We start from the raw sequence: 19444 nt of genomic DNA, 5'->3' as shown, positions 1-19444 counted from the left end.
AGCAGGGTTGAGCCGGCCTCCAGGCTGCACACTGTCCACAAGACGGCGTGAGGTGAGCCAACGTCAAAAGCGTTGAGCCAGGACGAAGTTCTCAAGGGGTGGCCGACGGGTCACCCCTTTTCTTTTGCCTGCTGATAACCTGTGCGAGAACCGGGCCTGGCTTTTCCAGTCTCATGGACAGGCCCTAATCCGCAGTGAGGAATAGCATGAAGCGCATCTGGCGTTTGGCAGGTGTAGGTTTGCTGATTGTCACCGTTGGCGCCCAGGCAGTCGCCGACGAGCGTGACAACGCACCGCGCGGTGACGGCGGTGGTCAGCATGAAAGAGGGCCGGAGGGCGGTCGGCCTGGTGGAAATGAACAGCCGCGTCCGCAGAACAACCCACCGCGCCCGCAAAATGCCCCGCAACGGCCGGAAAACACTCAGGCACGGCCCGAAAACAATCAGCCGCGCCCACAGAATCAGCATTTTGATCGCGGTGGCCAGAACGGTGGTGGCCAATGGCAGGGGCGCCCCCAAGGCAATGAGCAGGGGCGACCGGTGCAACCGCCGCAACCGCAACCGGCGAATAACCTGCCGATCCAGAGTCGCCCCGACACCGTGCGCCAGACCCAGGAACCCCGCCAGGGTTATTACCGCGACATCCCTCGACGCAATGATGGCAACCCGCACTGGGAAGCCGGTGGCCCAGGCTCTCGCCCCGGTGACAACCGCTGGCCAGGCCGCCCCGACGGGCACGGCAATGGCTGGGGCCCAGGCCCCCAACATCGCCCCGGCTACGTGGTCGACCGCTTCCCCGATCACAATTACCGCGTGCCTTACCGTGGCCAGGATTACTTCTACTCCGGCGGCTACTGGTACCGCCCGCAAGGCCCACGTTATGTGGTGGTGACACCACCGTATGGCATCCGCGTGCATTCCCTGCCGGACTATGCGCGTGAAGTGTGGATAGGCAGTGCGCTGTTCTTCCTCGCAGCGGGCTCTTACTACACCTACGAAAGCAGCTCCCAGCAGTACGTGGTGGTGCAACCGCCGACCGCCGTGCCGTCGCCGCAGCCTACGCCGCAAGGTAATGGCTATGACGTGGTGGCGTATCCCGCCAACGGCCAGTCACCGGCCCAAGTGCAGCAGGACGGTTATGACTGTTATCGCTGGGCGGTGCAGCAAAGTGGTTTCGACCCGCAGCAAGTGACCTACGCCCCCGACCCGGCGGTGGTGCAAACCTACCGCCAGGCCCAGGGCAACTGCCTGAGCAGTCGTGGTTATCAGGTGCAGTACTAGGTTTTATTGCCCGTGACCACTTCCCGCGGGTCGGCGTGCACCAGCACTTCGGCGCGCGGGTAGGCTTTGTGAATGGCATCGGCGGCTTGGTCGCTGATGCCATGGGCCACTGACAGCGTCAATTCTCCCGGCAGTTCCAGGTGCAGTTGCACAAACCAGTGGCTGCCGGAAATCCGCGTGCGCAAATCATGCGCACCCAACACCCCCGGTACGCCACGGGCCAGTTCCAGCATGTGCTGGCTGACGTCCGGCGGCAGCTCTTCATCCATCAGCACCGCAAAGCTTTCCCGGGCGATCTGGATCGCGCTCCACAAAATGTAGGCGGCGATGCCCAGGCCAAACCAGGCGTCGACTTGATGAAAGCCCATGCCCGCCAGCACCAGTGCCACGAGAATGCTGCCGTTGAGCATCAAGTCGGAGCGGTAGTGCAGCGAGTCCGCACGCACGGCGTTGGAGCCGGTTTCGCGGATCACCCGGTGTTGCAGCATCAACAGCGCCACCGTCAGTACCAGGGAAAAGATGATCACGCCAATGCTTAACCACGGCGCGCCCACCGGCTCTGGATGTTGCAGGCGCTCGTAGGCCTGGAACGCGATCAATACCGCACTGCCGCCGATAAACAGCGCCTGGGCCATGCCCGACAGCGACTCGGCCTTGCCATGCCCGTAACGGTGATCGTCATCGGCCGGGCGCAGGGCGTAATGCACCGCGACCAGGTTCAGCAGCGAAGTCACGCCGTCCAGCAGGGAGTCGGTCAAGCCGGCGAGCATGCTCACCGAGCCGCTGAGCCACCAGGCGATGGCCTTGGTGATAATCAGTGCACAGGCCACGCCCACCGACGCGCGGGTGGCCAGGCGCAGGAGCCTGGCGTGTTCGGGGCTGATGGTCATAGACGGTCCTTAAGCGGCGGGTTGCAGGCCCAGGCTGGCGAGCTGTTGCACGCTGCCCTTGAACTGGATCATGCGCGGGTCGTCGAGCGGCAGGGTGCGGCCGGTTTCTTTCTGGATGATGCTTTGCAGTTTGGCGTTGTCGACCTTGCCATCGGCGCCAATGGCTTCGTGGAGTTTTTGCGGGTCGACCTGGGCGGTCTTGCCCGGTTCGAAATAGATTGCGCCGGTGGCGAAGTCCACGCCAAACGCGATCAGGCCAGGGATCACATAAAACAGCAGGCCCACGGCATCGAGCACGGCAATGGTCGGGTCGATCTTGCCGTCGATCTGGCCACGGCGGTCGGGGTAGAAAATCGAGCCGCAAGCCGTCAGTTGGCTCAGCAGGGTGACGGCGAGGACACCGCCGATGACACGGGAAGCGATACGCATGGAAACTCTCCTGAACACGGTTGATACGGGACTATATAGCAACGGTCTTATGGCAATGGCCTTGAGACCATCGTCGGCACTCGGCAGTTCGCCGTTATACTCGCCGCTCTGCTTTGGAGCCAGTATGAATTCGTTGCCGATTGATGATGTTTTACCCGCCCTGCGTGACGCCTTGGCGATTCGCCATGAGGCCGTGCTGGAAGCGCCGCCCGGCGCCGGTAAAACCACCCGTGTGCCGTTGGCGTTGTTGAATGAGCCATGGCTGACCGGGCAGACCATCCTGATGCTCGAACCCCGTCGTCTCGCCGCCCGTGCGGCGGCCGAACGCTTGGCCAGCGAGTTGGGCGAGAAGGTCGGTGAAACCGTCGGCTATCGCATCCGCCTGGACAGCAAAGTCGGCCCCAATACCCGCATCGAAGTGGTCACCGAAGGCATCCTCACCCGCCGCCTGCAGGACGACCCGGCGCTGGACGGCGTGGGCCTGCTGATCTTCGATGAGTTCCATGAACGCAGCCTTGATGCCGACCTGGCGTTGGCCCTGAGCCTGAACGGCCGCGAGCTGTTTCGCGATGAGCAACCGCTGAAAATCCTGCTGATGTCCGCCACCCTCGAAGGCGAACGCCTGGCCAGCCTGCTGGATGACGCGCCGATCCTGCGCAGCGAAGGGCGCATGTTCCCGGTGCAGATGCGCTGGGGGCGGCCGTACCAGCCGGGTGAATTCATCGAGCCGCGTGTGGTGCAAACGATCCTCGAAGCCCTGCATGACGAAACCGGCAGCGTGCTGGTGTTCTTGCCGGGGCAGGCGGAGATTCGCCGGGTCAACCAGCAGTTGGCCGATGCCTTGGGCGATCGCACCGATGTGCTGCTGTGCCCGTTGCATGGCGAGCTCGACCTCAACGCCCAGCGCGCGGCCATCGACCCGGCGCCCGCGGGCAAACGCAAAGTCGTGCTGGCGACCAACATCGCCGAGACCAGCCTGACCATCAACGGCGTGCGCGTGGTGATCGATGCCGGGTTGGCGCGGGTGCCGCGTTTCGACCCCGGCAGCGGCATGACCCGCCTCGACACCCAACGTATCTCCCGCGCCAGCGCCACCCAGCGCGCCGGCCGGGCAGGGCGCCTGGAACCTGGGGTGTGTTATCGCTTGTGGTCCGAGGACCAGCATGAAGGGTTGGCTGCGTACGGCAGTGCGGAAATTCTGGCGGCCGACCTGGCCGGCCTGGCGCTGCAGTTGGCGCGCTGGGGCGTCACGCCTGCGCAGTTGGTATGGCTGGATGTGCCGCCGACCGCTGCGTATGCCCAGGCTCAGGATTTGTTGCAGCGCCTCGGCGCCTTGAATGATGACACGCTCACCGCCCATGGGCAGAAGATGGCCGAGCTGCCGGCCCATCCGCGTATCGCCCATTTGCTGCTGCGCGGGCAAGATCTCGGGTTGGTGGCGACGGCATGCGACGTGGCCGCCTTGCTGGGAGAGCGCGATATCTTGCGCGGTGGCGGTGCGGATTTGCACAGTCGGCTGGCGCTTCTGTCCGGCGAGGAGCGCGCACGCGGCACCCAAGGCGGCGTGCAGCGGGCCAAGCAACTGGCGCGACAATATCGTGGCTACTTAAGAGGCCAGGCGACTCAACCCGTTGCCGACCCCGATCACCCGCGCTGGCTCGGTGCCTTGCTGGCCCTGGCCTATCCGGACCGTGTCGCCCAGCAACGGCGCCCCGGTGGTGCCGAATACCGCCTGGCCAATGGCCGCGCAGCAGTGTTCGCCGAGGCTGACAGCCTGATGAAGCAACCCTGGCTGGTCATCGCCGATCTGGGCAGTCGCCAGGGCCAGCGTGAAGAACGCATCTACCTGGCGGCGGATTTTGACCCGATGCTGTTCGACACGGTGCTCGCCGAACAAGTGTGCAACGTCGACCAGTTGGACTGGGATGAACGCGAAGGCGTGCTGCGCGCCGAACGCCAACGCAAAGTCGGCGAATTGGTGCTCAGCCGTGAGCCGTTGACCGGTCTCGACGAATCCGCACGCAGCCAGGCGCTGGTCAACCTGGTGCGCCGCAAAGGCCTGGAACTGCTGCCGTGGACGCCGGAGCTGCGCCAGTGGCAGGCCCGCGTCATGCTGCTGCGCCAGCTGGACGCCGGTAAAACCAGCGAATGGCCCGACATCAGCGACAAGGCGTTGCTCGCCAGCCTCGAGCACTGGCTGATGCCCTACCTGGGCAAAGTCTCGCGGCTGAGCCACTTCGCCAGCCTGGATATCTCCAGCTTCCTGCACAACCTGCTGCCCTGGCCGCTGCCCCAGCGCCTGGACGAACTGGCGCCGCAGCATGTGAAAGTGCCCTCGGGTTCGTCGGTGCGGCTGGACTACAGCGAGCAGCCGCCGATTCTGGCGGTGCGTTTGCAGGAATTGTTCGGGCTGGCGGATACACCCCGCATTGCCGGCGGACGCCAGGTGGTGAAGCTGCACCTGCTGTCCCCGGCGCGTCGGCCGGTGCAGGTGACGCAGGACCTGGCGAACTTCTGGCGCAGTACCTACGCCGAGGTGAAGAAGGATTTGAAGGGGCGGTACCCGAAGCACTATTGGCCGGATGATCCGTTGGTGGCCGAAGCGACCGCGCGGATAAAACCTCGCAAGTCGTAACGCCACAGGTCCAAATGTGGGAGGGGGCTTGCCCCCGATGGCGGTCTGTCAGCTAGAGAGGTATTGGCTGACACACTGCCATCGGGGGCAAGCCCCCTCCCACATGGGTTTTGCGGTGTTGGTTATGGCGCGGCGGGCAGCAGGAAGCGGGCAATCACCGGAAGATGGTTGGAAATACGCAACGTATCCTCCTGGCGCACCTTCGCCTCCACCCGCTTGATCCGCGGGCTGTAGAACAGGTAGTCCAGCGTGCGGTCGGGCCCGTCCACGCTCGGGTCGTTGGGGAAGTGGGTCAACCATTTCTCACGGTCAATCCCGCTGGATTGGCTATTACTCGGGATCATCGGGTACTTGTCCCACAGCAAATGCAGCTCGCTGTCCGGCGAATACTGCCCGCGCTTGCCGGCGTCCAGTCGCAGGAATTGCCCCAGGGGCAGCAGGTTGAAATCGCCACCGATCAGCCAGGGCGTGCCACGGCCTTCGAATTTATCCAGCAGCTTGACCGTGGTTTTTACTTGTTCCTGCACCGCACTGCGCCCAGGGCTATCACCGTCCAGGCGGGTATTGAGCACGGCCAGTTGGCCACCGTCGCTCAGCGGCAGGTAGGTCAACAGCAGGGCGGGCTTGGGTTGGAACTGGCGGCTGATGATATTGGCTTCGGGCGCCGGCAGCTGCAGGCGTTCGGCGTGCTCGATCTGGTAGCGGCTCAGTGTCGCCAGCTTGCGACCGACGCTGCCGAAGATATGCCAGTCGGGAACAAAGTCGGCCTTCCAGTCGAAGGCCTGGACGCTGCAGGGGTAGAGGTCGACCAGGCGCTCCTGCAGCAGGGCAAGCTGGTCCTGGTAATGGGAGGGCTTGGCGTTTTCGTCGAGTTCCTGCAGCAGCAGGATGTCGGGTTGTTCATCGCGAATCACCCGTGCCACTTCGTCGAGGCTGGCGGCCATGTCTTCCACGGTGGGACGGTCGTCCGGGCCACTGCCGTCGGCGGTGTCGTACCAGAACACGTAGTTCTTGCCGGCCAGGTATTGGACGTTCCAGGTCATGACCTTGAGCGCCTGCCCCGGCAGCAGCGTGGGCGCACGCGGTGCAACGCAGCTCACCGGCAGGGTTTCCTTCGGCTCGGGGCGCCAGGTGAGGCTGTAGATCAGGGTGGCGAGCAGGCCTGTGATGATCAACAGGCCCAGCAGGGTGATGCGCAATAAACGGGTCATCGGCTCGGCTTATAGCGTTTCAGGAGTGGCACGGAGCATATCACCGTGCGTCTGCATCGCCACCGATCAGCATGAATAAACGAAACAGCACCACGCTGGTAAACAGTTGCAGGAAGCTGTGGGCGCTGTCCAGCAACAGTCCCAGCAGCGGCGCAGGCTCGGGATACGCCGCAACACTGGCGCCCTTGAGCAGCCACAAGGGGGTCATCACACACAGCAGGCACACCAGGATCATCCAGAAATGCCCACGGCTCAGGCGGAAGCTTTCCTTCATCGCTTCCAGCGCCGGCATGCCGCGCAGCACCAGCAGGTACTCGGCAAAGGCCAGCACCACCATCAGCCACAGGCCCGGCAGGAAGTACAGCGACAGCCCCAACAGGATCAGCAGCGTGCTCATGGCCGTCAGCAGGGCGAAGCGCGGCCACAGGGTGAGGGCCATGGCCCATATATCTTTAGTGCGCGGCGACTCGCCCCGTGTGCGAGCATCCAGAAACAGGATCAGCGCGCCGGTGTACAGCGGGTACACCAGCAACCCCACCACCACGCTGTAGCCGGGGAACGCATCCGGGCCCACCACGTGGTTGAGCACCTGTTGCAGCAGGGCTTCGAAAATCACCAACGGCAAGCACAGCTGGACGATGGCGCCCAGGTTGCGTTGGGTGAAGCGGAAAGAGTCGCGCAATACGTCTAACGGATTCATCAAGTTCATCGCAGGCCTGAAAGCAAGGGCAACACTTTAACCGATCATCACTGGCGGTAAGCAAACGTAAACCTTGAGTAAAGACCATTGAAACAACTCGTAACACCCCCATAACTAGGACGGCGCCTGATTAAAGGCGACACCACGATTTCTACCGGCAATCTAACGAGGTCGCCATGAACAGCGAAGAGCAAACCCTGATCGATGGACTGTTTTCACGGTTGCAGCAAGCCGAAACGGACTCAGCCCCCCGCGACGCCCAGGCCGAAGCGCGGATCAAGGAGCACATGACTCGCCAACCGGCCGCTGGGTACTACATGACCCAGTCGATTTTGGTGCAGGAACACGCGCTCAAGAGTCTCGACGCGCAGAACAAACAGCAGGCGCAGCAGATCCAGCAATTGCAGGATGAGCTGCAACGGGCTAAATCAGCACAACCTGCGCCTTCGAGTGGCGGTGGGTTCTTGTCGAGCATCTTTGGCGGCGGCGGTTCCCGTGACCCGCAACCCGCCCAAAGTGCGCCGACGTCCTCCGGCGGTGGCTGGCGTGAACCGGCACGGCCGTCCTTTGGCCAGCCGGCGCCGCAGCAGAATTATCAGCAGCCGCAACAGGCGCCTGCCGCAGCGCCAGTGGGCAGCGGTTTCCTCGGCGGCGCGATGAAAACCGCTGCCGGCGTGGCCGGTGGTGTGTTGCTGGCCGAAGGTATCAGCAGCCTGTTCAACCACAACTCGCAACAACCGCAAGTGGTGGAAGAAATCATCCGCGAAGAGCCGGCGCCTGCCAGTGACAACGGCAACTGGGGCAATGATGACCAGAAGTTTGCCGGCAACGACAGTTGGGGCAGCAACAGCTCGGACAGCTTCGCCGACAGCGATTATTCCGACGACTCTTCCTCTTTCGGCGATGACGATTCTTTCGTCTGACGCATCTTGGCCGGGGCGCTTCGTCGCCCCGGTCTGATTTTTCCCGGCAACTCACTCGCGGCTGGCATACTGGCACCCTTTCCGGGCCCTGGCGCCTGGCTGTCATGAGGAAGTGCGGTGAAGAAAATTGCAGTGTTCGCCGATGTTCAGAACCTCTATTACACCGTCCGCCAGGCCTATGGTTGCCACTTCAACTACGCCGCTTTGTGGGCTGATATCAGCTCGCGCGGGCAGATCGTCGAGGCGTACGCGTATGCCATCGACCGTGGCGACAGCAAGCAGCAGCAATTCCAGCAGATCCTGCGCAACCTGGGCTTTACGGTAAAACTCAAGCCCTACATCCAGCGCAGCGACGGTTCGGCCAAGGGCGACTGGGACGTGGGCATCACCATCGACATCATGGACGCCGCCGACCACGTCGACGAAATCGTGCTGGCTTCCGGCGACGGTGATTTCGACATGTTGCTCGACCGCATCATCAATAAGCATGGCGTCGAAGCGGTGGCCTACGGCGTACCGGGGCTGACGGCCAACTCGCTGATACGCGCGGCCAGCCGCTACGTGCCGATCGAAGGCGCGCTGCTGCTCAAATAGAGCGCGGCGGCTTAATAAACAGTTAGACGGAGTGGGAACAGGTTTGGAACGTATAGCGGTCATCGACTTTGAAACCACCGGCATTACGCCGAACAGTCATTGCCGGGCCACGGAGATCGCCGTGGTCATCCTTGAGCGTGGCCAGATCGTGGACCGCTACCAGAGCCTGATGAACGCCGGCGTGCGCGTGCCGGGCTTTATCGAACAACTCACCGGCATCAGCAACGCCATGCTGCGCAGCGCGCCACCGGCCGAGCGGGTGATGAACGAAGTCAACGAATTCGTCGGCACCACGCCACTGATGGCGCACAACGCCGCGTTCGACCAGAAATTCTGGGACTACGAACTGGGCCTGATCCGCCGCACCCGCCTGCAAAAATTCGCCTGCTCTTTGCTACTGGCCCGCCGCCTCATGCCGGCCGCGCCCAACCACAAGCTCGGCACCCTCAACGCCTACGCGCAACTGCCCCACACGGGTAAGGCTCACCGGGCGATGGCGGATGCGGAAATGGCGGCCAACCTCACCGCCCATCTGGCCCAGGAACTGCGCCGTACGCACGGCTTGCGCGAACTGTCCCATGAGCTGCTGTGCACCTTGCAGAAAGTGCCGGCGGCGAAGATCAATGAGCACCTGAAGAAGCATCGCGGGTTCTGACCTCGCCACAAATCCGTGTGGGAGCGTGCTTTTGTGTTGAGCGGGCTTGCCCCGCGCTGGGCTGCGAAGCAGCCCCAATTAAGGGCGCCGCGTTCTTTCAGTTAGAACGGGGTATCAGGTTTTGGGGCTGCTCCGCAGCCCAGCGCGGGGCAAGCCCGCTCACCACAAAAAGCCCGCTCACCCCACGCTATCGCGGCTGCACACACTCCAACGCCCGATCCACCACCCCCTTCGCCATCTCCACCGCGCAATGCAGCAAATCCGCCGCATGGGCGAGGGCGTCTTCGAAACTCAGGTTGTCGTTCAGGGCGAAATGAGGTGCGTCCGGGGCGCAGGCTTTGAGGTAGTAGTCGATGGCTCGGCGGTTGAGCAGGGCATCTTCGCTGGGGAAGTTTGCTTGGGGATCAGTTGAGGTTGCTTTGACCATGTTGAATCTCCGGGACTTGTAACTCTCTCCTCCGCCAATTTCGGCTTGCACTTCCGGTCATCGAGGGATCGATGGCGTGGAGAAGACTAGTGGTGGAGTTCGCTCAGAACAAGACATCAAACGTCGCTCGGAAATGTCCTTCAAAAGAACGGGAAGTAGTGAGTCGGTTGACGCCATCGCAGGCTAGCCCGGCGCCCACAGTTGGAATGCATTACAAATGTGGGAGCCGGGCTTGCCCGCGATGGCGGCGGTTCAGCCACCATTTTTCCCATTCCCCTCCAACTGCCCCAACGGCACCCGCCGCTCTATCGCGCTCGACAAAATGATCGACGTCTTGCTGAACCCGAACTTCGCGATCCGGTTGATTAGATTCTCCAACTCCGGCATCGAGCCCACCGCCGCCTGCATGATCACGCACGGGTCACCGGTCACCCGATGGCATTCCGTCAGCTCAGGGATTTCCGCCAATGCGTCATAAACCTTCTGGCTCCCATGATTGGTCAGTCGCAGTTCAATCACGCACTGAATCGGCAAACCCACTTTCGATAAGTCCACCTTGGCTTGATACCCGGTGATCACGCCGCAGGCCTCCAGCTTGGCCACGCGCTCGGCCACGGCGGGGGCGGAGAGGTTTACCGTGCGGGCCAATTGCGCGTAGGACGCGCGGCCGTCTTCGAGCAGGGCGCTGAGGAGCATACGGTCGTATTTGTCCATGATAAGGCTCCAGTTGCGTGCGGCTTTCGAAAACACGGGTTATAGCGTTCATAACCATGCTTTGAAAAGTGTAACGGCGTTTTAAACAGGTTTTGTAACTTATGTTTAACGACCTGCTTTTTTAGAATAAGCCTCCTATCTCATGCCGCAGAGCTACCCAATGCCTGGCCCACGTCGCTTCCCCTTACCGTTGATCGCTGCCTTTTTTGCGTTGTATGTGATTTGGGGGTCCACCTATTTAGTGATTCGCATCGGCGTGGAGTACTGGCCGCCGCTGATGCTGGGCGGGATTCGTTTTCTGGTGGCGGGTGCGGCGATGTACGGGTTTTTGCGCTGGCGTGGAGCGCCGGCGCCGACGTGGGAGCAGTGGAAGGCGGCGGCCAAGATTGGCATTTTGCTGCTGACCTTCGGCAATGGCGCGGTGAGTGTGGCCGAGCACACTGGCGTGTCGTCCGGCGTGGCGGCACTGGCGGTGGCGACCGTACCGCTGTTCACGTTGTTGTGCGGTTATTTCTGGGGCGCGCGCAATACCCGGCTGGAATGGGCGGGCGTGATCTTGGGGATGATCGGCATCGCTATGCTCAATATGGGCAGCACGTTGCAATCGAGCCCGATGGGTGCTGCTTTGCTGCTGTTTGCTGCGGCGTCGTGGGCGTTTGGTTCGGTGTGGAGTCGGCGCCTGCCGTTGCCACCGGGAGCCATGGCCAGCGCTGCGGAAATGCTGGTGGCCGGCGTGACGCTGTTGATCGCCAGCGCGCTCACCGGCGAACGCCTGCAAGCCATGCCGCCGCTGGAAGGCTGGCTGGCCCTGGCGTACCTGGCCGTGTTCGGCTCGATCATCGCCTTCAACGCTTATATGTACCTGCTCAAGCACGTACGTCCCGCAGCGGCGACCAGTTATGCCTACGTCAACCCCGCAGTGGCGGTGTTGCTGGGGATCGTGTTTATCGGCGAGACCATCGGCCTGGAAGAAGCCTTGGCGATGTTGGTGATCATCAGCGCGGTGCTGCTGATCAGCTTGCCCCAGTGGCGAAAGCCCAAGCCGGAAATAAGGTAAACTGCGGCGCATTACGCCCTTGCGCTGAATTTTTCCTACGGTAAACACATGACTTTCGCCACCCTTGGCCTGATCGAACCCTTGCTGCGCGCCCTTGAGACGCTTGGCTACCAGACCCCGACGCCGGTGCAGGCGCAAGCCATTCCGGCGGTGCTGGCCGGTCGCGACCTGATGGCTGCGGCCCAGACCGGCACTGGCAAGACCGCCGGTTTTGCCGTGCCGCTGCTGCAACTGCTGACCACCGAAGGGCCGAAAGTCGCCGCCAACTCGGCGCGCGCGCTGATCCTGTGCCCGACCCGCGAGCTGGCCGAGCAGGTTCATGCCAGCGTCGCCGAGTACGCCCAACACCTGCCACTCACCACCTACGCGGTGTACGGCGGTGTGAGCATCAACCCGCAGATGATGAAGCTGCGCAAAGGTGTCGATATTCTGGTCGCCACGCCTGGCCGCCTGATCGACCTGTTCCGCCAGAACGCGCTGAAACTCAACCAGCTGCAAACCCTGGTGCTGGATGAAGCCGACCGCATGCTCGACCTGGGCTTCTCCGAAGAGCTGGCGAACATCTACCGCATGTTGCCGAAAAAGCGCCAGACCCTGCTGTTCTCCGCGACCTTTTCCGATGAGATCCGCCTGCTGGCCGGGCAGATGCTCAACGACCCGCTGACCATCGAAGTCAGCCCGCGCAACGTCGCCGCCAACACCGTGAAGCAGTGGGTGGTGCCGGTGGACAAGAAGCGCAAGTCGGAGCTGTTTGTGCACTTGATGCGCAAAGGCCGCTGGAAGCAGGTGCTGGTGTTCGCCAAGACCCGTAACGGCGTGGATGCGCTGGTGGATAAGTTGCAAGGCCTGGGCATCAACGCCGACGGTATCCACGGCGACAAACCACAAGCCACCCGCCAACGTGCGCTGGACCGCTTCAAGTCGAGTGAAGTGCAGATCCTGGTGGCCACCGACGTGGCGGCCCGTGGCCTGGACATCGAAGATTTGCCGCTGGTGGTCAACTTCGACCTGCCGATCGTGGCCGAGGATTACATCCACCGCATCGGTCGTACCGGGCGTGCGGGCAACACCGGCGAGGCGATTTCCCTGGTGTGTGCCGATGAAGTGAACATGCTGTCGGCGATCGAGATGCTCACGCGTCAGACCCTGACCCGCAAGATGGAGCCGGACTTCGAACCGGAGCACCGTGTGCCGGACACCGACGCCAGCGGGCAGGTGGTGAAGAAGCCGAAAAAACCGAAGAAGCCTAAAACGTCGGGGGGTGGCGGTAAGCGCAACCTGGGTAAGTGGGTGGACAGCGGGGATGCAGCGCCGGTGGAGCCTTCGATCAAGCCGGTGCGCAAGGTGCCGGTGTTCAATACTGGGCCGCGTAAGAAGAAGTGATTTTTCGGCGCTGCTGATGGCCTCATCGGGGGCAAGTCGAATCGTCGCACCGCCCCTCCCACATTTGACTGTATTCACACATCAAAATGTGGGAGCTGGCTTGCCTGCGATGCCGGCTCTGGATTCACCACACATCTCAGCGCTTAAGCCACTCCAACATCCCCCGCCCAGCCGCCCTTCCGCTGGCAAAGCATCCTGTCAGTAGGTAGCCCCCGGTCGGCGCTTCCCAATCCAGCATCTCCCCCGCACAAAACACCCCCGGCAACTGCTTGAGCATCAAGCGCTCATCCAGCGCCTCAAACGGCACCCCGCCCGCCGTACTGATTGCCTCATCCATTGGCCGTGTCTTCACCAGCGTCAACGGCAAGGCCTTGATATCCACCGCCAGTTGCACCGGGTCATTGAAGTGCTCGGCCGGTGCCAACTCACGCAACAGCGCGGCCTTCACCCCCTCCAACCCCAACTGACTGTGCAAATGCTTGCTCATCGAACGTGAACCCCGCGGCTTGGCCAAGGCGGCCTGGACCTTGTCCAGCGGCTTGCTCGGCAGCAAGTCGATATGCACGGTGGCCGAACCGTTGCGATTGATCGCCTCACGAATAGGCGCCGACAGTGCATAGATCAAACTGCCTTCGATACCGGTCGCCGTGACCACGCATTCGCCCAGCCGAGGCTTGTCATCCGCCAGCCCAATGGCAACGTTCTTCAGCGGCGCGCCGGCGAATTTGCTGACCATCAATTCGCTCCAGGCCGACACCTCGAAGCCGCAGTTGCTCGGTTGCAAGGGGGCGTAGGGCACGCCTTTGTCTTCCAGCAACTTGAGCCAGGCACCGTCGGAACCCAGGCGCGACCAACTGCCACCGCCCAACGCCAGCAGCACGGCGTCGCTGTGGACAACTTTATCGCCGTCCGGGCTGTGGATAAGTAAACCACCCTCTGCATTCCACCCCACCCAACGATGCCGGGTGTGGATAACCGCGCCTTGATCGCGCAGGCGCTTGAGCCAGGCGCGCAGCAGCGGGGCGGCTTTCATATCGGTCGGGAATACTCGGCCGGAGGTGCCGACGAAGGTCTCGATGCCCAGGCCGTGAATCCATTCGCACAACGCCTCGGCGCCAAACCCACGCAGCAGCGGCGCCATGTGCGGCGCACGTTCGGCATACCGCGACAAAAACGCCGGGTACGCCTCGGAGTGGGTGATGTTCATGCCGCCCACGCCGGCCAGCAGGAATTTGCGCCCCACCGAGGGCATGCCGTCGTACAGGTCCACGCGCACGCCCGCTTGGCTCAGGACTTCGGCAGCCATCAGCCCGGCAGGGCCGCCACCGATCAGGGTGACGTGGTGAGGTGAGGTCTGGGGCATGGGCAGGGCTTTGGTGGCTTGAATAGGCCGCGTATTCTACCCGACGACAGCGTGGCTGCCTGATCAAAAAACGTACACTTTCCTACAAGCCTTACGGCAGCTCGCTTTCAGAGGCTTACGCTCAAGTTATCCACAGGTGGTTCCACAGGCAATGTGGGTAACGCCCACGGTTCAGTGACAACCTGATGACGTCCACACCCGTTGCGCACTGTGGTGCAGGATGCCGTGGCGACGGGCCAGGGCGGGGCGGTCCTTGCTGTAGCCGCCGCCGATCACACCCATCACCGGAATATCGCGGCCCAGGCAGTGCCGCATCACGCTTTCGTCGCGGGCGGCGACGCCGGCGTCTGTCAGCTTGAGGTAACCGAGGGCGTCGTCCTTATGCACATCGACGCCGGCGTCGTAGAGCACCAGGTCCGGTTGATACAGCGGCAGCAGGTAGTTGAGCGCGTCGTCCACCACCTTGAGGTAGTCGGCATCGCCCATGCCCATGGGCAGCGGAATGTCCCAGTCGCTCTGGGCCTTGCGTGCGGGGAAGTTCTTTTCGCAGTGCAGCGACACGGTGATGGCATCCGGCGTGTCGTGGAGGATGCGCGCGGTGCCGTCGCCCTGGTGCACGTCGCAATCGAAGATCAGCACGCGGTTGACCCGGCCGCTGGCCAGCAGGTAATGGCTGATCACCGCCAGGTCATTGAAGATGCAAAAGCCCGCGGGGTAATCGTAATGGGCGTGGTGGGTGCCGCCCGCCAGGTGGCACGCCAGGCCGTGTTCCAGCGCCTGTTCTGCCGCGAGAATCGAGCCGCCGACCGCACGCACGGTGCGCCGGGCCAGGGCTTCGTTCCACGGCAGGCCGAGGCGGCGCTGGTCTTCGCGGGACAGTTCGCCACTCATGTAGCGTTCGATATACCCCGTGTCATGGGCCAGGGCCAGAATCTGCGCTGGGCACAGTTGCGGGCGCAGCAATTGGCTGTCCTCGGTCAGGCCACTGTCCACCAGGTGGTCGCGCAACAGGCGGAATTTGTCCATGGGGAACCGATGTTCCGCCGGGAACTCGGGGCTGTAGTCATCGTGGTAGATCAATGGCAAAGGCATGGGATTTTCTGACGGGAACCTGCGAGGGATCTTAACAGCGCGGTACACTCACGCACATGGCAAGGGAGGGGACCCATGGAGCCGATACTTGAATTGGAAAGTGCACGCCTGGTGCTGCGCCAATGGCGCGACAGCGACCTGCTGGAATTTGCACGCATGTGCGCCGACCCGCAGGTGATGCGCTATTTCCCGGCCACGTTGAGCCACCTGGAAAGCGCCGCCTTGATCGGCCGGATTCGCGGCCACTTCGCCGAATACGGCTTTGGCCTGTGGGCGTTACAGCGCAAGGACACGGGTGAATTCATCGGCCTCACCGGGCTGGCGAATGTCAGCTTTGAAACCGACTTTACCCCGGCGGTGGAAATCGGCTGGCGCCTGGCCCGCGAGCACTGGGGCCTGGGATACGCCAGCGAGGCGGCCTGGACGGCGTTGCGCTGTGGTTTCGACCGTTTGCAGTTGGACGAAATCGTCGCGTTCACCACCGAAGCCAATCTGCCATCACAAAAAGTCATGCAGGCCATCGGTATGCATTACGATCCCCTGGCAGATTTTGAACACCCCAAGGTCGCAGCCGATGACCCGCTGCGCCATCATGTTTTGTATCGCATCACCCGCGCCCAATGGTTGGACACGCTGCACGGATAGGCAGCCCGGAATGCCCCGTAGATTTTAGGAGTTGCTCTATGAGCCAAGTATTGGAAGATCTGGTGGACTTGCTGACCCTGGAGCCGATCGAGGAAAACCTCTTTCGCGGCCGCAGCCAGGACCTGGGCTTTCGCCAATTGTTTGGTGGCCAGGTGCTCGGCCAGTCGTTGTCGGCAGCCAGCCAGACCGTAGAAGAAGCGCGGCATGTGCATTCCCTGCACGGTTATTTCCTGCGCCCTGGCGACGCGAAGTTGCCGGTGGTGTACTCGGTGGACCGCGTGCGCGACGGTGGCAGTTTCAGTACGCGCCGCGTGACGGCGATCCAGAAGGGCCACCCGATCTTCACCTGCACCACTTCGTTCCAATACGACGAACAAGGCTTCGATCACCAGACCACCATGCCCGTAGTGGTCGGTCCGGAAAACTTGCCGTCGGAGCTGGAACTGACCCAGCAGCGGGCGCACCTGATCCCCGAGCACATGCGCGACAAGCTGCTGTGCCCCAAACCGATCGAAGTGCGCCCGGTGACCGAGAAAGACCCGTTCAACCCGCAGCCCTCCGACCCGGTCAAATACGTGTGGTTCCGCGCCGACGGCGCCCTGGCCGACACACCTGCGCTGCATAAGTACCTGCTGGCCTACGCCTCGGACTTCGGCCTGCTGACCACCTCCTTGCTGCCCCACGGCAAGACCGTGTGGCAGAAAGACATGCAAGTCGCCAGCCTCGACCACGCGTTGTGGTTCCATGCCGACCTGCGTGCCGATGATTGGCTGCTGTATGCCATGGACAGCCCGTGGGCCGGTAATTCCCGTGGGTTCTCCCGTGGCAGCGTGTACAACCGCGCCGGGCAATTGGTGGCCTCGGTGACGCAGGAAGGTTTGATTCGTCATCGCAAGGATTGGGCATGAGCCTGGCGGACGTCAGGCACTGGGTGTTCGACATGGACGGCACCCTCACGGTGGCCGTGCATGACTTTGCGGCCATTCGCGTGGCGCTGGAGATTCCACCCGAGGACGACATCCTCACTCACTTGGCGGCATTGCCGGCGGAGGTCGCGGCGGCCAAGCATGCCTGGCTGCTGGAGCATGAACGGGAGCTGGCGCAGGGTTCCGTCGCGGCTGAAGGTGCAGTGGAACTGGTGCGCGAGCTGGCCGGGCGTGGTGATCGCCTGGGTGTCCTGACCCGTAATGCGCGGGAATTGGCGCATATCACGCTGGAGGCGATTGGCCTGGCGGACTGCTTTGCCGTCGAGGATGTGCTGGGGCGTGAAGATGCGCCGCCGAAGCCGGACCCGGGTGGTTTGCTGAAACTGGCAGCGGCCTGGGACGTGGCGCCGAGCGAGATGGTGATGGTCGGCGATTATCGCTTTGACCTGGACTGTGGCCGGGCGGCGGGGGCGCGGACGGTGTTGGTGAACCTGCCGGAAAATCCCTGGCCTGAATTGGCGGATTGGCATGCCGAGGATTGTGCGGTGCTGCGCCGGATGATCCAGCCCATACGCTGACAATCAAATGTGGGAGGGGGCTTGCCCCCTCCCATATTTTTAATCCGATTTTGGCAGTTATTTCCCGAAGAGTACTTTCTGGCCTTCCGGCGACGTAAACATCCCATCCCCGTTGTGCCCCACCCCCGGCACCTCCACCAGCCTATGGCTCAACTGCGGATGCCGCTGCTTGAGGTAGTCAAAATAGTTGTGCCCGCGAATCAGGCGATACGCGCCCTGGGTCTCGGCGGCGCAGCTTTTATCCAGCGCGGGATGGTTCGGGTCGGTGTCCTGTTGGCCCAGCAGGTAGGTGATGTTGCGTGACACGTATGTGTTTTCAAGCTGCTCGGCGCGCTGACCTTTGGCGTAATCCGGCAGGTTTTGCATGCCGTATTTCCAGTCGTTGAAGCCGGGGCAACTGGCGGTGTCGAACTTCACCGGGCGCTGCGGGCTGAAGTAGGCGTAGGACGACGGGTTGGCCACCACGTAGCGCAGGCTGATGCCTTCGGTCTGCAGCATCGGGTGGTCGTGGCCCGTGAGGGCGAAACGCTGCACCACCTGGCCGCCGCCGGAGTGGCCGGCGACCACGATTTCTTTCAGCGCCGGGAACAATGTGCGGTTGCCCAGGTGCTTGATAATCTGGTCCAGCGCGCCGTAGGAACTGATTTGGCCCGGTCCGGTCGAGGGCTCGCCGGCCATCCAGTCGTTGCCCTTCCAACGCAGTACCGAGTGGCCCAGGTGGTTGCGCTTCACGTCGGACGCGTTGAGAAACTGCGGCGCGATCACCAGCGTGCTGGCAGTAAGCCCGGCTTGCTCGGCGGCATCTTCACCGCTTTGCAGGTAGGTCTGCGCGTTGCGCAGGCGGCCGTGCACGATGATCAAGGCGCGGGTGACCGTGGGCAGTGGCTGTCGCCAGTCCTGGCTCAAGCCCAGGCTGAGGTCGCCGGCCTCCAGGTGTAAACGATCGGGACTGACTTCTTTGACGCCATGCTCTTTTACGACAGGCTCGGCGGCCAAGGCGGAACAGGTGACTAGCGCACCCAGCAGCAATCCCAATCGTTTATTCATCTAGAGGCTCTTGGCGGCAAAGGTGTCGCATTGAGTGATCTGGCCCTGGGCGAAGCCGGTCTTGAACCAGCGCACGCGCTGCGCCGAGGTGCCGTGGGTAAACGAGTCCGGCACGACGCGCCCTTGACCCTGTTGCTGCAAGCGGTCATCGCCAATGGCGTTGGCCGCATTCAGTGCTTCCTCAATGTCACCGGGTTCCAGCCAGTTCAGGCGCTTTTGCGCACGGTTGGCCCACACCCCGGCGAAGCAGTCGGCTTGCAGCTCCTGGCGCACCAACAGGCCGCCGTCGCCTTGCATCTGGCGGCCTTGCTGGCGTGCGGCCTGGATCTTCGACGAAATGCCCAGCAGTGTCTGCACGTGGTGCCCGACTTCGTGGGCGATCACATAGGCCTGGGCGAAGTCGCCGGCGGCCTGGAAGCGTTGCGACATTTCCCGGAAGAAATCCAGGTCCAGGTACACCTGTTGGTCAGCCGGGCAATAGAACGGGCCACTGGCCGAGGTGGCGCCACCGCAGGCGGAGTTGACCCGGCCACGGAACAGAATCAGTTTCGGGTTCTTGTACGCCAGGCCGTTTTCCTTGAACACCTGGCCCCAGGTGTCCTCGGTATCGCCCAACACGGCCCGTACAAAATCGGCTTGTTCATCGTTGGCCGGAGGCGCCTGGCGCGATTGCGTGCTCACCGAGGGCGCCTGTTCCATCTGGCCGGTCAGTTGGCCGAGGATCTGCAACGGATCCTGGCCGGTCATCCAGCCGATGCCGACGATCAGCACAATCGCGGTCAGGCTCAAGCCTTTACCGCCCCCAAAGCGCATGCCGCCGCCACCCCCGCCACTGTCATCGCGGGCATCCACCACGTTGTCGCTGCGTCGGCCTTTTTTCCATAGCATGGGGCAA

The 19444-nt window shown here is 62.8% G+C and carries 20 protein-coding genes; 10 read left to right on the top strand and 10 right to left on the bottom strand.

Annotation, left to right across the window (positions count from 1 at the left end):
• Positions 1-206: 206 nt before the first annotated feature.
• The gene (locus QCBJ_RS04650; RefSeq protein WP_102060228.1) at positions 207-1280 is read left to right on the top strand and encodes a DUF6515 family protein; all 1074 of its coding nucleotides are present in this window, start codon (positions 207-209) and stop codon (positions 1278-1280) included.
• Here the strand turns inward: QCBJ_RS04650 and QCBJ_RS04645 are convergent.
• Together QCBJ_RS04645 and QCBJ_RS04640 are read right to left on the bottom strand one after the other, a co-directional pair.
• On the bottom strand, positions 1277-2170 hold the full coding sequence (locus tag QCBJ_RS04645; protein WP_015886039.1) for a cation diffusion facilitator family transporter: 894 nt from the start codon (positions 2168-2170) through the stop codon (positions 1277-1279). The genes QCBJ_RS04650 and QCBJ_RS04645 overlap by 4 nt on opposite strands.
• 9 nt (positions 2171-2179) lie before the next feature.
• Positions 2180-2599 (bottom strand): hypothetical protein, encoded by a 420-nt coding sequence (locus QCBJ_RS04640; RefSeq protein ID WP_043205945.1) that lies wholly within the window; start codon positions 2597-2599, stop codon positions 2180-2182.
• A gap of 124 nt (positions 2600-2723) precedes the next feature.
• On the opposite strand from QCBJ_RS04640, the gene hrpB reads away from it, so the two are divergent.
• Positions 2724-5234: an ATP-dependent helicase HrpB gene (gene hrpB / locus QCBJ_RS04635; protein ID WP_102060227.1), complete on the top strand. Its 2511-nt coding sequence runs from the start codon at positions 2724-2726 to the stop codon at positions 5232-5234.
• Positions 5235-5356: 122 nt separating this feature from the next.
• On the opposite strand, the gene QCBJ_RS04630 is transcribed toward hrpB, so the two are convergent.
• Positions 5357-6445, bottom strand: coding sequence for an endonuclease/exonuclease/phosphatase family protein (locus QCBJ_RS04630; RefSeq protein WP_046036581.1), 1089 nt, complete (start codon positions 6443-6445; stop codon positions 5357-5359).
• Positions 6446-6485: 40 nt separating this feature from the next.
• Positions 6486-7145, bottom strand: coding sequence for a YciC family protein (locus tag QCBJ_RS04625; protein ID WP_015886035.1), 660 nt, complete (start codon positions 7143-7145; stop codon positions 6486-6488).
• A gap of 176 nt (positions 7146-7321) precedes the next feature.
• On the opposite strand from QCBJ_RS04625, the gene QCBJ_RS04620 reads away from it, so the two are divergent.
• The 3 genes from QCBJ_RS04620 to QCBJ_RS04610 all read left to right on the top strand — a co-directional run bounded on the left by QCBJ_RS04620 (position 7322) and on the right by QCBJ_RS04610 (position 9317).
• Positions 7322-8068 carry a DUF2076 domain-containing protein gene (locus QCBJ_RS04620; RefSeq protein ID WP_046036582.1) on the top strand — a complete coding sequence of 249 codons (747 nt, stop codon included), beginning with the start codon at positions 7322-7324 and terminating at the stop codon, positions 8066-8068.
• A gap of 117 nt (positions 8069-8185) precedes the next feature.
• On the top strand, positions 8186-8662 hold the full coding sequence (locus QCBJ_RS04615) for an NYN domain-containing protein (protein WP_015886033.1): 477 nt from the start codon (positions 8186-8188) through the stop codon (positions 8660-8662).
• Positions 8663-8705: 43 nt separating this feature from the next.
• Entirely contained in the window at positions 8706-9317 is a 612-nt protein-coding gene (locus QCBJ_RS04610) for a PolC-type DNA polymerase III (protein ID WP_046036583.1), read from the top strand.
• A 187-nt stretch (positions 9318-9504) separates the two neighbouring features.
• Here QCBJ_RS04610 and QCBJ_RS04605 read toward each other — a convergent pair whose 3' ends face one another.
• Positions 9505-9744 (bottom strand): DUF3077 domain-containing protein, encoded by a 240-nt coding sequence (locus QCBJ_RS04605; RefSeq protein ID WP_102060226.1) that lies wholly within the window; start codon positions 9742-9744, stop codon positions 9505-9507.
• A 252-nt stretch (positions 9745-9996) separates the two neighbouring features.
• Positions 9997-10458 carry an Lrp/AsnC family transcriptional regulator gene (locus QCBJ_RS04600; protein WP_046036585.1) on the bottom strand — a complete coding sequence of 154 codons (462 nt, stop codon included), beginning with the start codon at positions 10456-10458 and terminating at the stop codon, positions 9997-9999.
• Between the two features lie 160 nt (positions 10459-10618).
• Here QCBJ_RS04600 and yedA point away from each other — a divergent pair, with 160 nt between their 5' ends.
• On the top strand, positions 10619-11515 hold the full coding sequence (gene yedA / locus QCBJ_RS04595) for a drug/metabolite exporter YedA (protein ID WP_015886027.1): 897 nt from the start codon (positions 10619-10621) through the stop codon (positions 11513-11515).
• 48 nt (positions 11516-11563) lie between these two features.
• The gene (locus QCBJ_RS04590; RefSeq protein WP_102060225.1) at positions 11564-12898 is read left to right on the top strand and encodes a DEAD/DEAH box helicase; all 1335 of its coding nucleotides are present in this window, start codon (positions 11564-11566) and stop codon (positions 12896-12898) included.
• 136 nt (positions 12899-13034) lie between these two features.
• Here the strand turns inward: QCBJ_RS04590 and QCBJ_RS04585 are convergent, their stop codons facing one another.
• Together QCBJ_RS04585 and QCBJ_RS04580 are read right to left on the bottom strand one after the other, a co-directional pair.
• The gene (locus QCBJ_RS04585) at positions 13035-14261 is read right to left on the bottom strand and encodes a TIGR03862 family flavoprotein (protein WP_102060224.1); all 1227 of its coding nucleotides are present in this window, start codon (positions 14259-14261) and stop codon (positions 13035-13037) included.
• A 171-nt stretch (positions 14262-14432) separates the two neighbouring features.
• On the bottom strand, positions 14433-15353 hold the full coding sequence (locus tag QCBJ_RS04580) for a histone deacetylase (protein WP_015886024.1): 921 nt from the start codon (positions 15351-15353) through the stop codon (positions 14433-14435).
• Between the two features lie 75 nt (positions 15354-15428).
• Here QCBJ_RS04580 and QCBJ_RS04575 point away from each other — a divergent pair, with 75 nt between their 5' ends.
• From QCBJ_RS04575 to QCBJ_RS04565, 3 genes are read left to right on the top strand one after another with little or no spacing between them, the layout of a single operon-like run.
• Positions 15429-15998 carry a GNAT family N-acetyltransferase gene (locus QCBJ_RS04575; protein ID WP_015886023.1) on the top strand — a complete coding sequence of 190 codons (570 nt, stop codon included), beginning with the start codon at positions 15429-15431 and terminating at the stop codon, positions 15996-15998.
• Positions 15999-16036: 38 nt separating this feature from the next.
• A complete protein-coding gene (gene tesB / locus QCBJ_RS04570) occupies positions 16037-16906 on the top strand; it encodes an acyl-CoA thioesterase II (protein ID WP_015886022.1) in 870 nt (289 codons plus the stop codon).
• On the top strand, positions 16903-17502 hold the full coding sequence (locus tag QCBJ_RS04565; protein WP_093544242.1) for an HAD family hydrolase: 600 nt from the start codon (positions 16903-16905) through the stop codon (positions 17500-17502). The genes tesB and QCBJ_RS04565 overlap by 4 nt, the downstream gene beginning before the upstream one ends.
• Before the next feature lie 57 nt (positions 17503-17559).
• Here the strand turns inward: QCBJ_RS04565 and QCBJ_RS04560 are convergent, their stop codons facing one another.
• A complete protein-coding gene (locus QCBJ_RS04560; protein ID WP_102060223.1) occupies positions 17560-18549 on the bottom strand; it encodes a hypothetical protein in 990 nt (329 codons plus the stop codon).
• On the bottom strand, positions 18550-19437 hold the full coding sequence (locus QCBJ_RS04555; protein ID WP_015886019.1) for a neutral zinc metallopeptidase: 888 nt from the start codon (positions 19435-19437) through the stop codon (positions 18550-18552).
• Positions 19438-19444 lie beyond the last annotated feature (7 nt).

The sequence above is a fragment of the Pseudomonas sp. QC2 genome, from assembly GCF_002859085.1.
GTDB classification, from domain to species: Bacteria; Pseudomonadota; Gammaproteobacteria; order Pseudomonadales; family Pseudomonadaceae; genus Aquipseudomonas; species Aquipseudomonas petroselini.
This window is presented reverse-complemented; position numbering and strand designations above follow the sequence as displayed.

What these genes read in the sequence shown, in the direction of transcription:
- QCBJ_RS04650 (WP_102060228.1), top strand. Translation starts at nt 207, where the DNA reads ATGAAGCGCATCTGGCGTTTGGCAGGTGTAGGTTTGCTGATTGTCACC.
- QCBJ_RS04645 (WP_015886039.1), bottom strand. Translation starts at nt 2,170, where the DNA reads ATGACCATCAGCCCCGAACACGCCAGGCTCCTGCGCCTGGCCACCCGC.
- QCBJ_RS04640 (WP_043205945.1), bottom strand. Translation starts at nt 2,599, where the DNA reads ATGCGTATCGCTTCCCGTGTCATCGGCGGTGTCCTCGCCGTCACCCTG.
- hrpB (WP_102060227.1), top strand. Translation starts at nt 2,724, where the DNA reads ATGAATTCGTTGCCGATTGATGATGTTTTACCCGCCCTGCGTGACGCC.
- QCBJ_RS04630 (WP_046036581.1), bottom strand. Translation starts at nt 6,445, where the DNA reads ATGACCCGTTTATTGCGCATCACCCTGCTGGGCCTGTTGATCATCACA.
- QCBJ_RS04625 (WP_015886035.1), bottom strand. Translation starts at nt 7,145, where the DNA reads ATGAATCCGTTAGACGTATTGCGCGACTCTTTCCGCTTCACCCAACGC.
- QCBJ_RS04620 (WP_046036582.1), top strand. Translation starts at nt 7,322, where the DNA reads ATGAACAGCGAAGAGCAAACCCTGATCGATGGACTGTTTTCACGGTTG.
- QCBJ_RS04605 (WP_102060226.1), bottom strand. Translation starts at nt 9,744, where the DNA reads ATGGTCAAAGCAACCTCAACTGATCCCCAAGCAAACTTCCCCAGCGAA.
- QCBJ_RS04600 (WP_046036585.1), bottom strand. Translation starts at nt 10,458, where the DNA reads ATGGACAAATACGACCGTATGCTCCTCAGCGCCCTGCTCGAAGACGGC.
- yedA (WP_015886027.1), top strand. Translation starts at nt 10,619, where the DNA reads ATGCCTGGCCCACGTCGCTTCCCCTTACCGTTGATCGCTGCCTTTTTT.
- QCBJ_RS04590 (WP_102060225.1), top strand. Translation starts at nt 11,564, where the DNA reads ATGACTTTCGCCACCCTTGGCCTGATCGAACCCTTGCTGCGCGCCCTT.
- QCBJ_RS04585 (WP_102060224.1), bottom strand. Translation starts at nt 14,261, where the DNA reads ATGCCCCAGACCTCACCTCACCACGTCACCCTGATCGGTGGCGGCCCT.
- QCBJ_RS04580 (WP_015886024.1), bottom strand. Translation starts at nt 15,353, where the DNA reads ATGCCTTTGCCATTGATCTACCACGATGACTACAGCCCCGAGTTCCCG.
- QCBJ_RS04575 (WP_015886023.1), top strand. Translation starts at nt 15,429, where the DNA reads ATGGAGCCGATACTTGAATTGGAAAGTGCACGCCTGGTGCTGCGCCAA.
- tesB (WP_015886022.1), top strand. Translation starts at nt 16,037, where the DNA reads ATGAGCCAAGTATTGGAAGATCTGGTGGACTTGCTGACCCTGGAGCCG.
- QCBJ_RS04565 (WP_093544242.1), top strand. Translation starts at nt 16,903, where the DNA reads ATGAGCCTGGCGGACGTCAGGCACTGGGTGTTCGACATGGACGGCACC.
- QCBJ_RS04560 (WP_102060223.1), bottom strand. Translation starts at nt 18,549, where the DNA reads ATGAATAAACGATTGGGATTGCTGCTGGGTGCGCTAGTCACCTGTTCC.
- QCBJ_RS04555 (WP_015886019.1), bottom strand. Translation starts at nt 19,437, where the DNA reads ATGCTATGGAAAAAAGGCCGACGCAGCGACAACGTGGTGGATGCCCGC.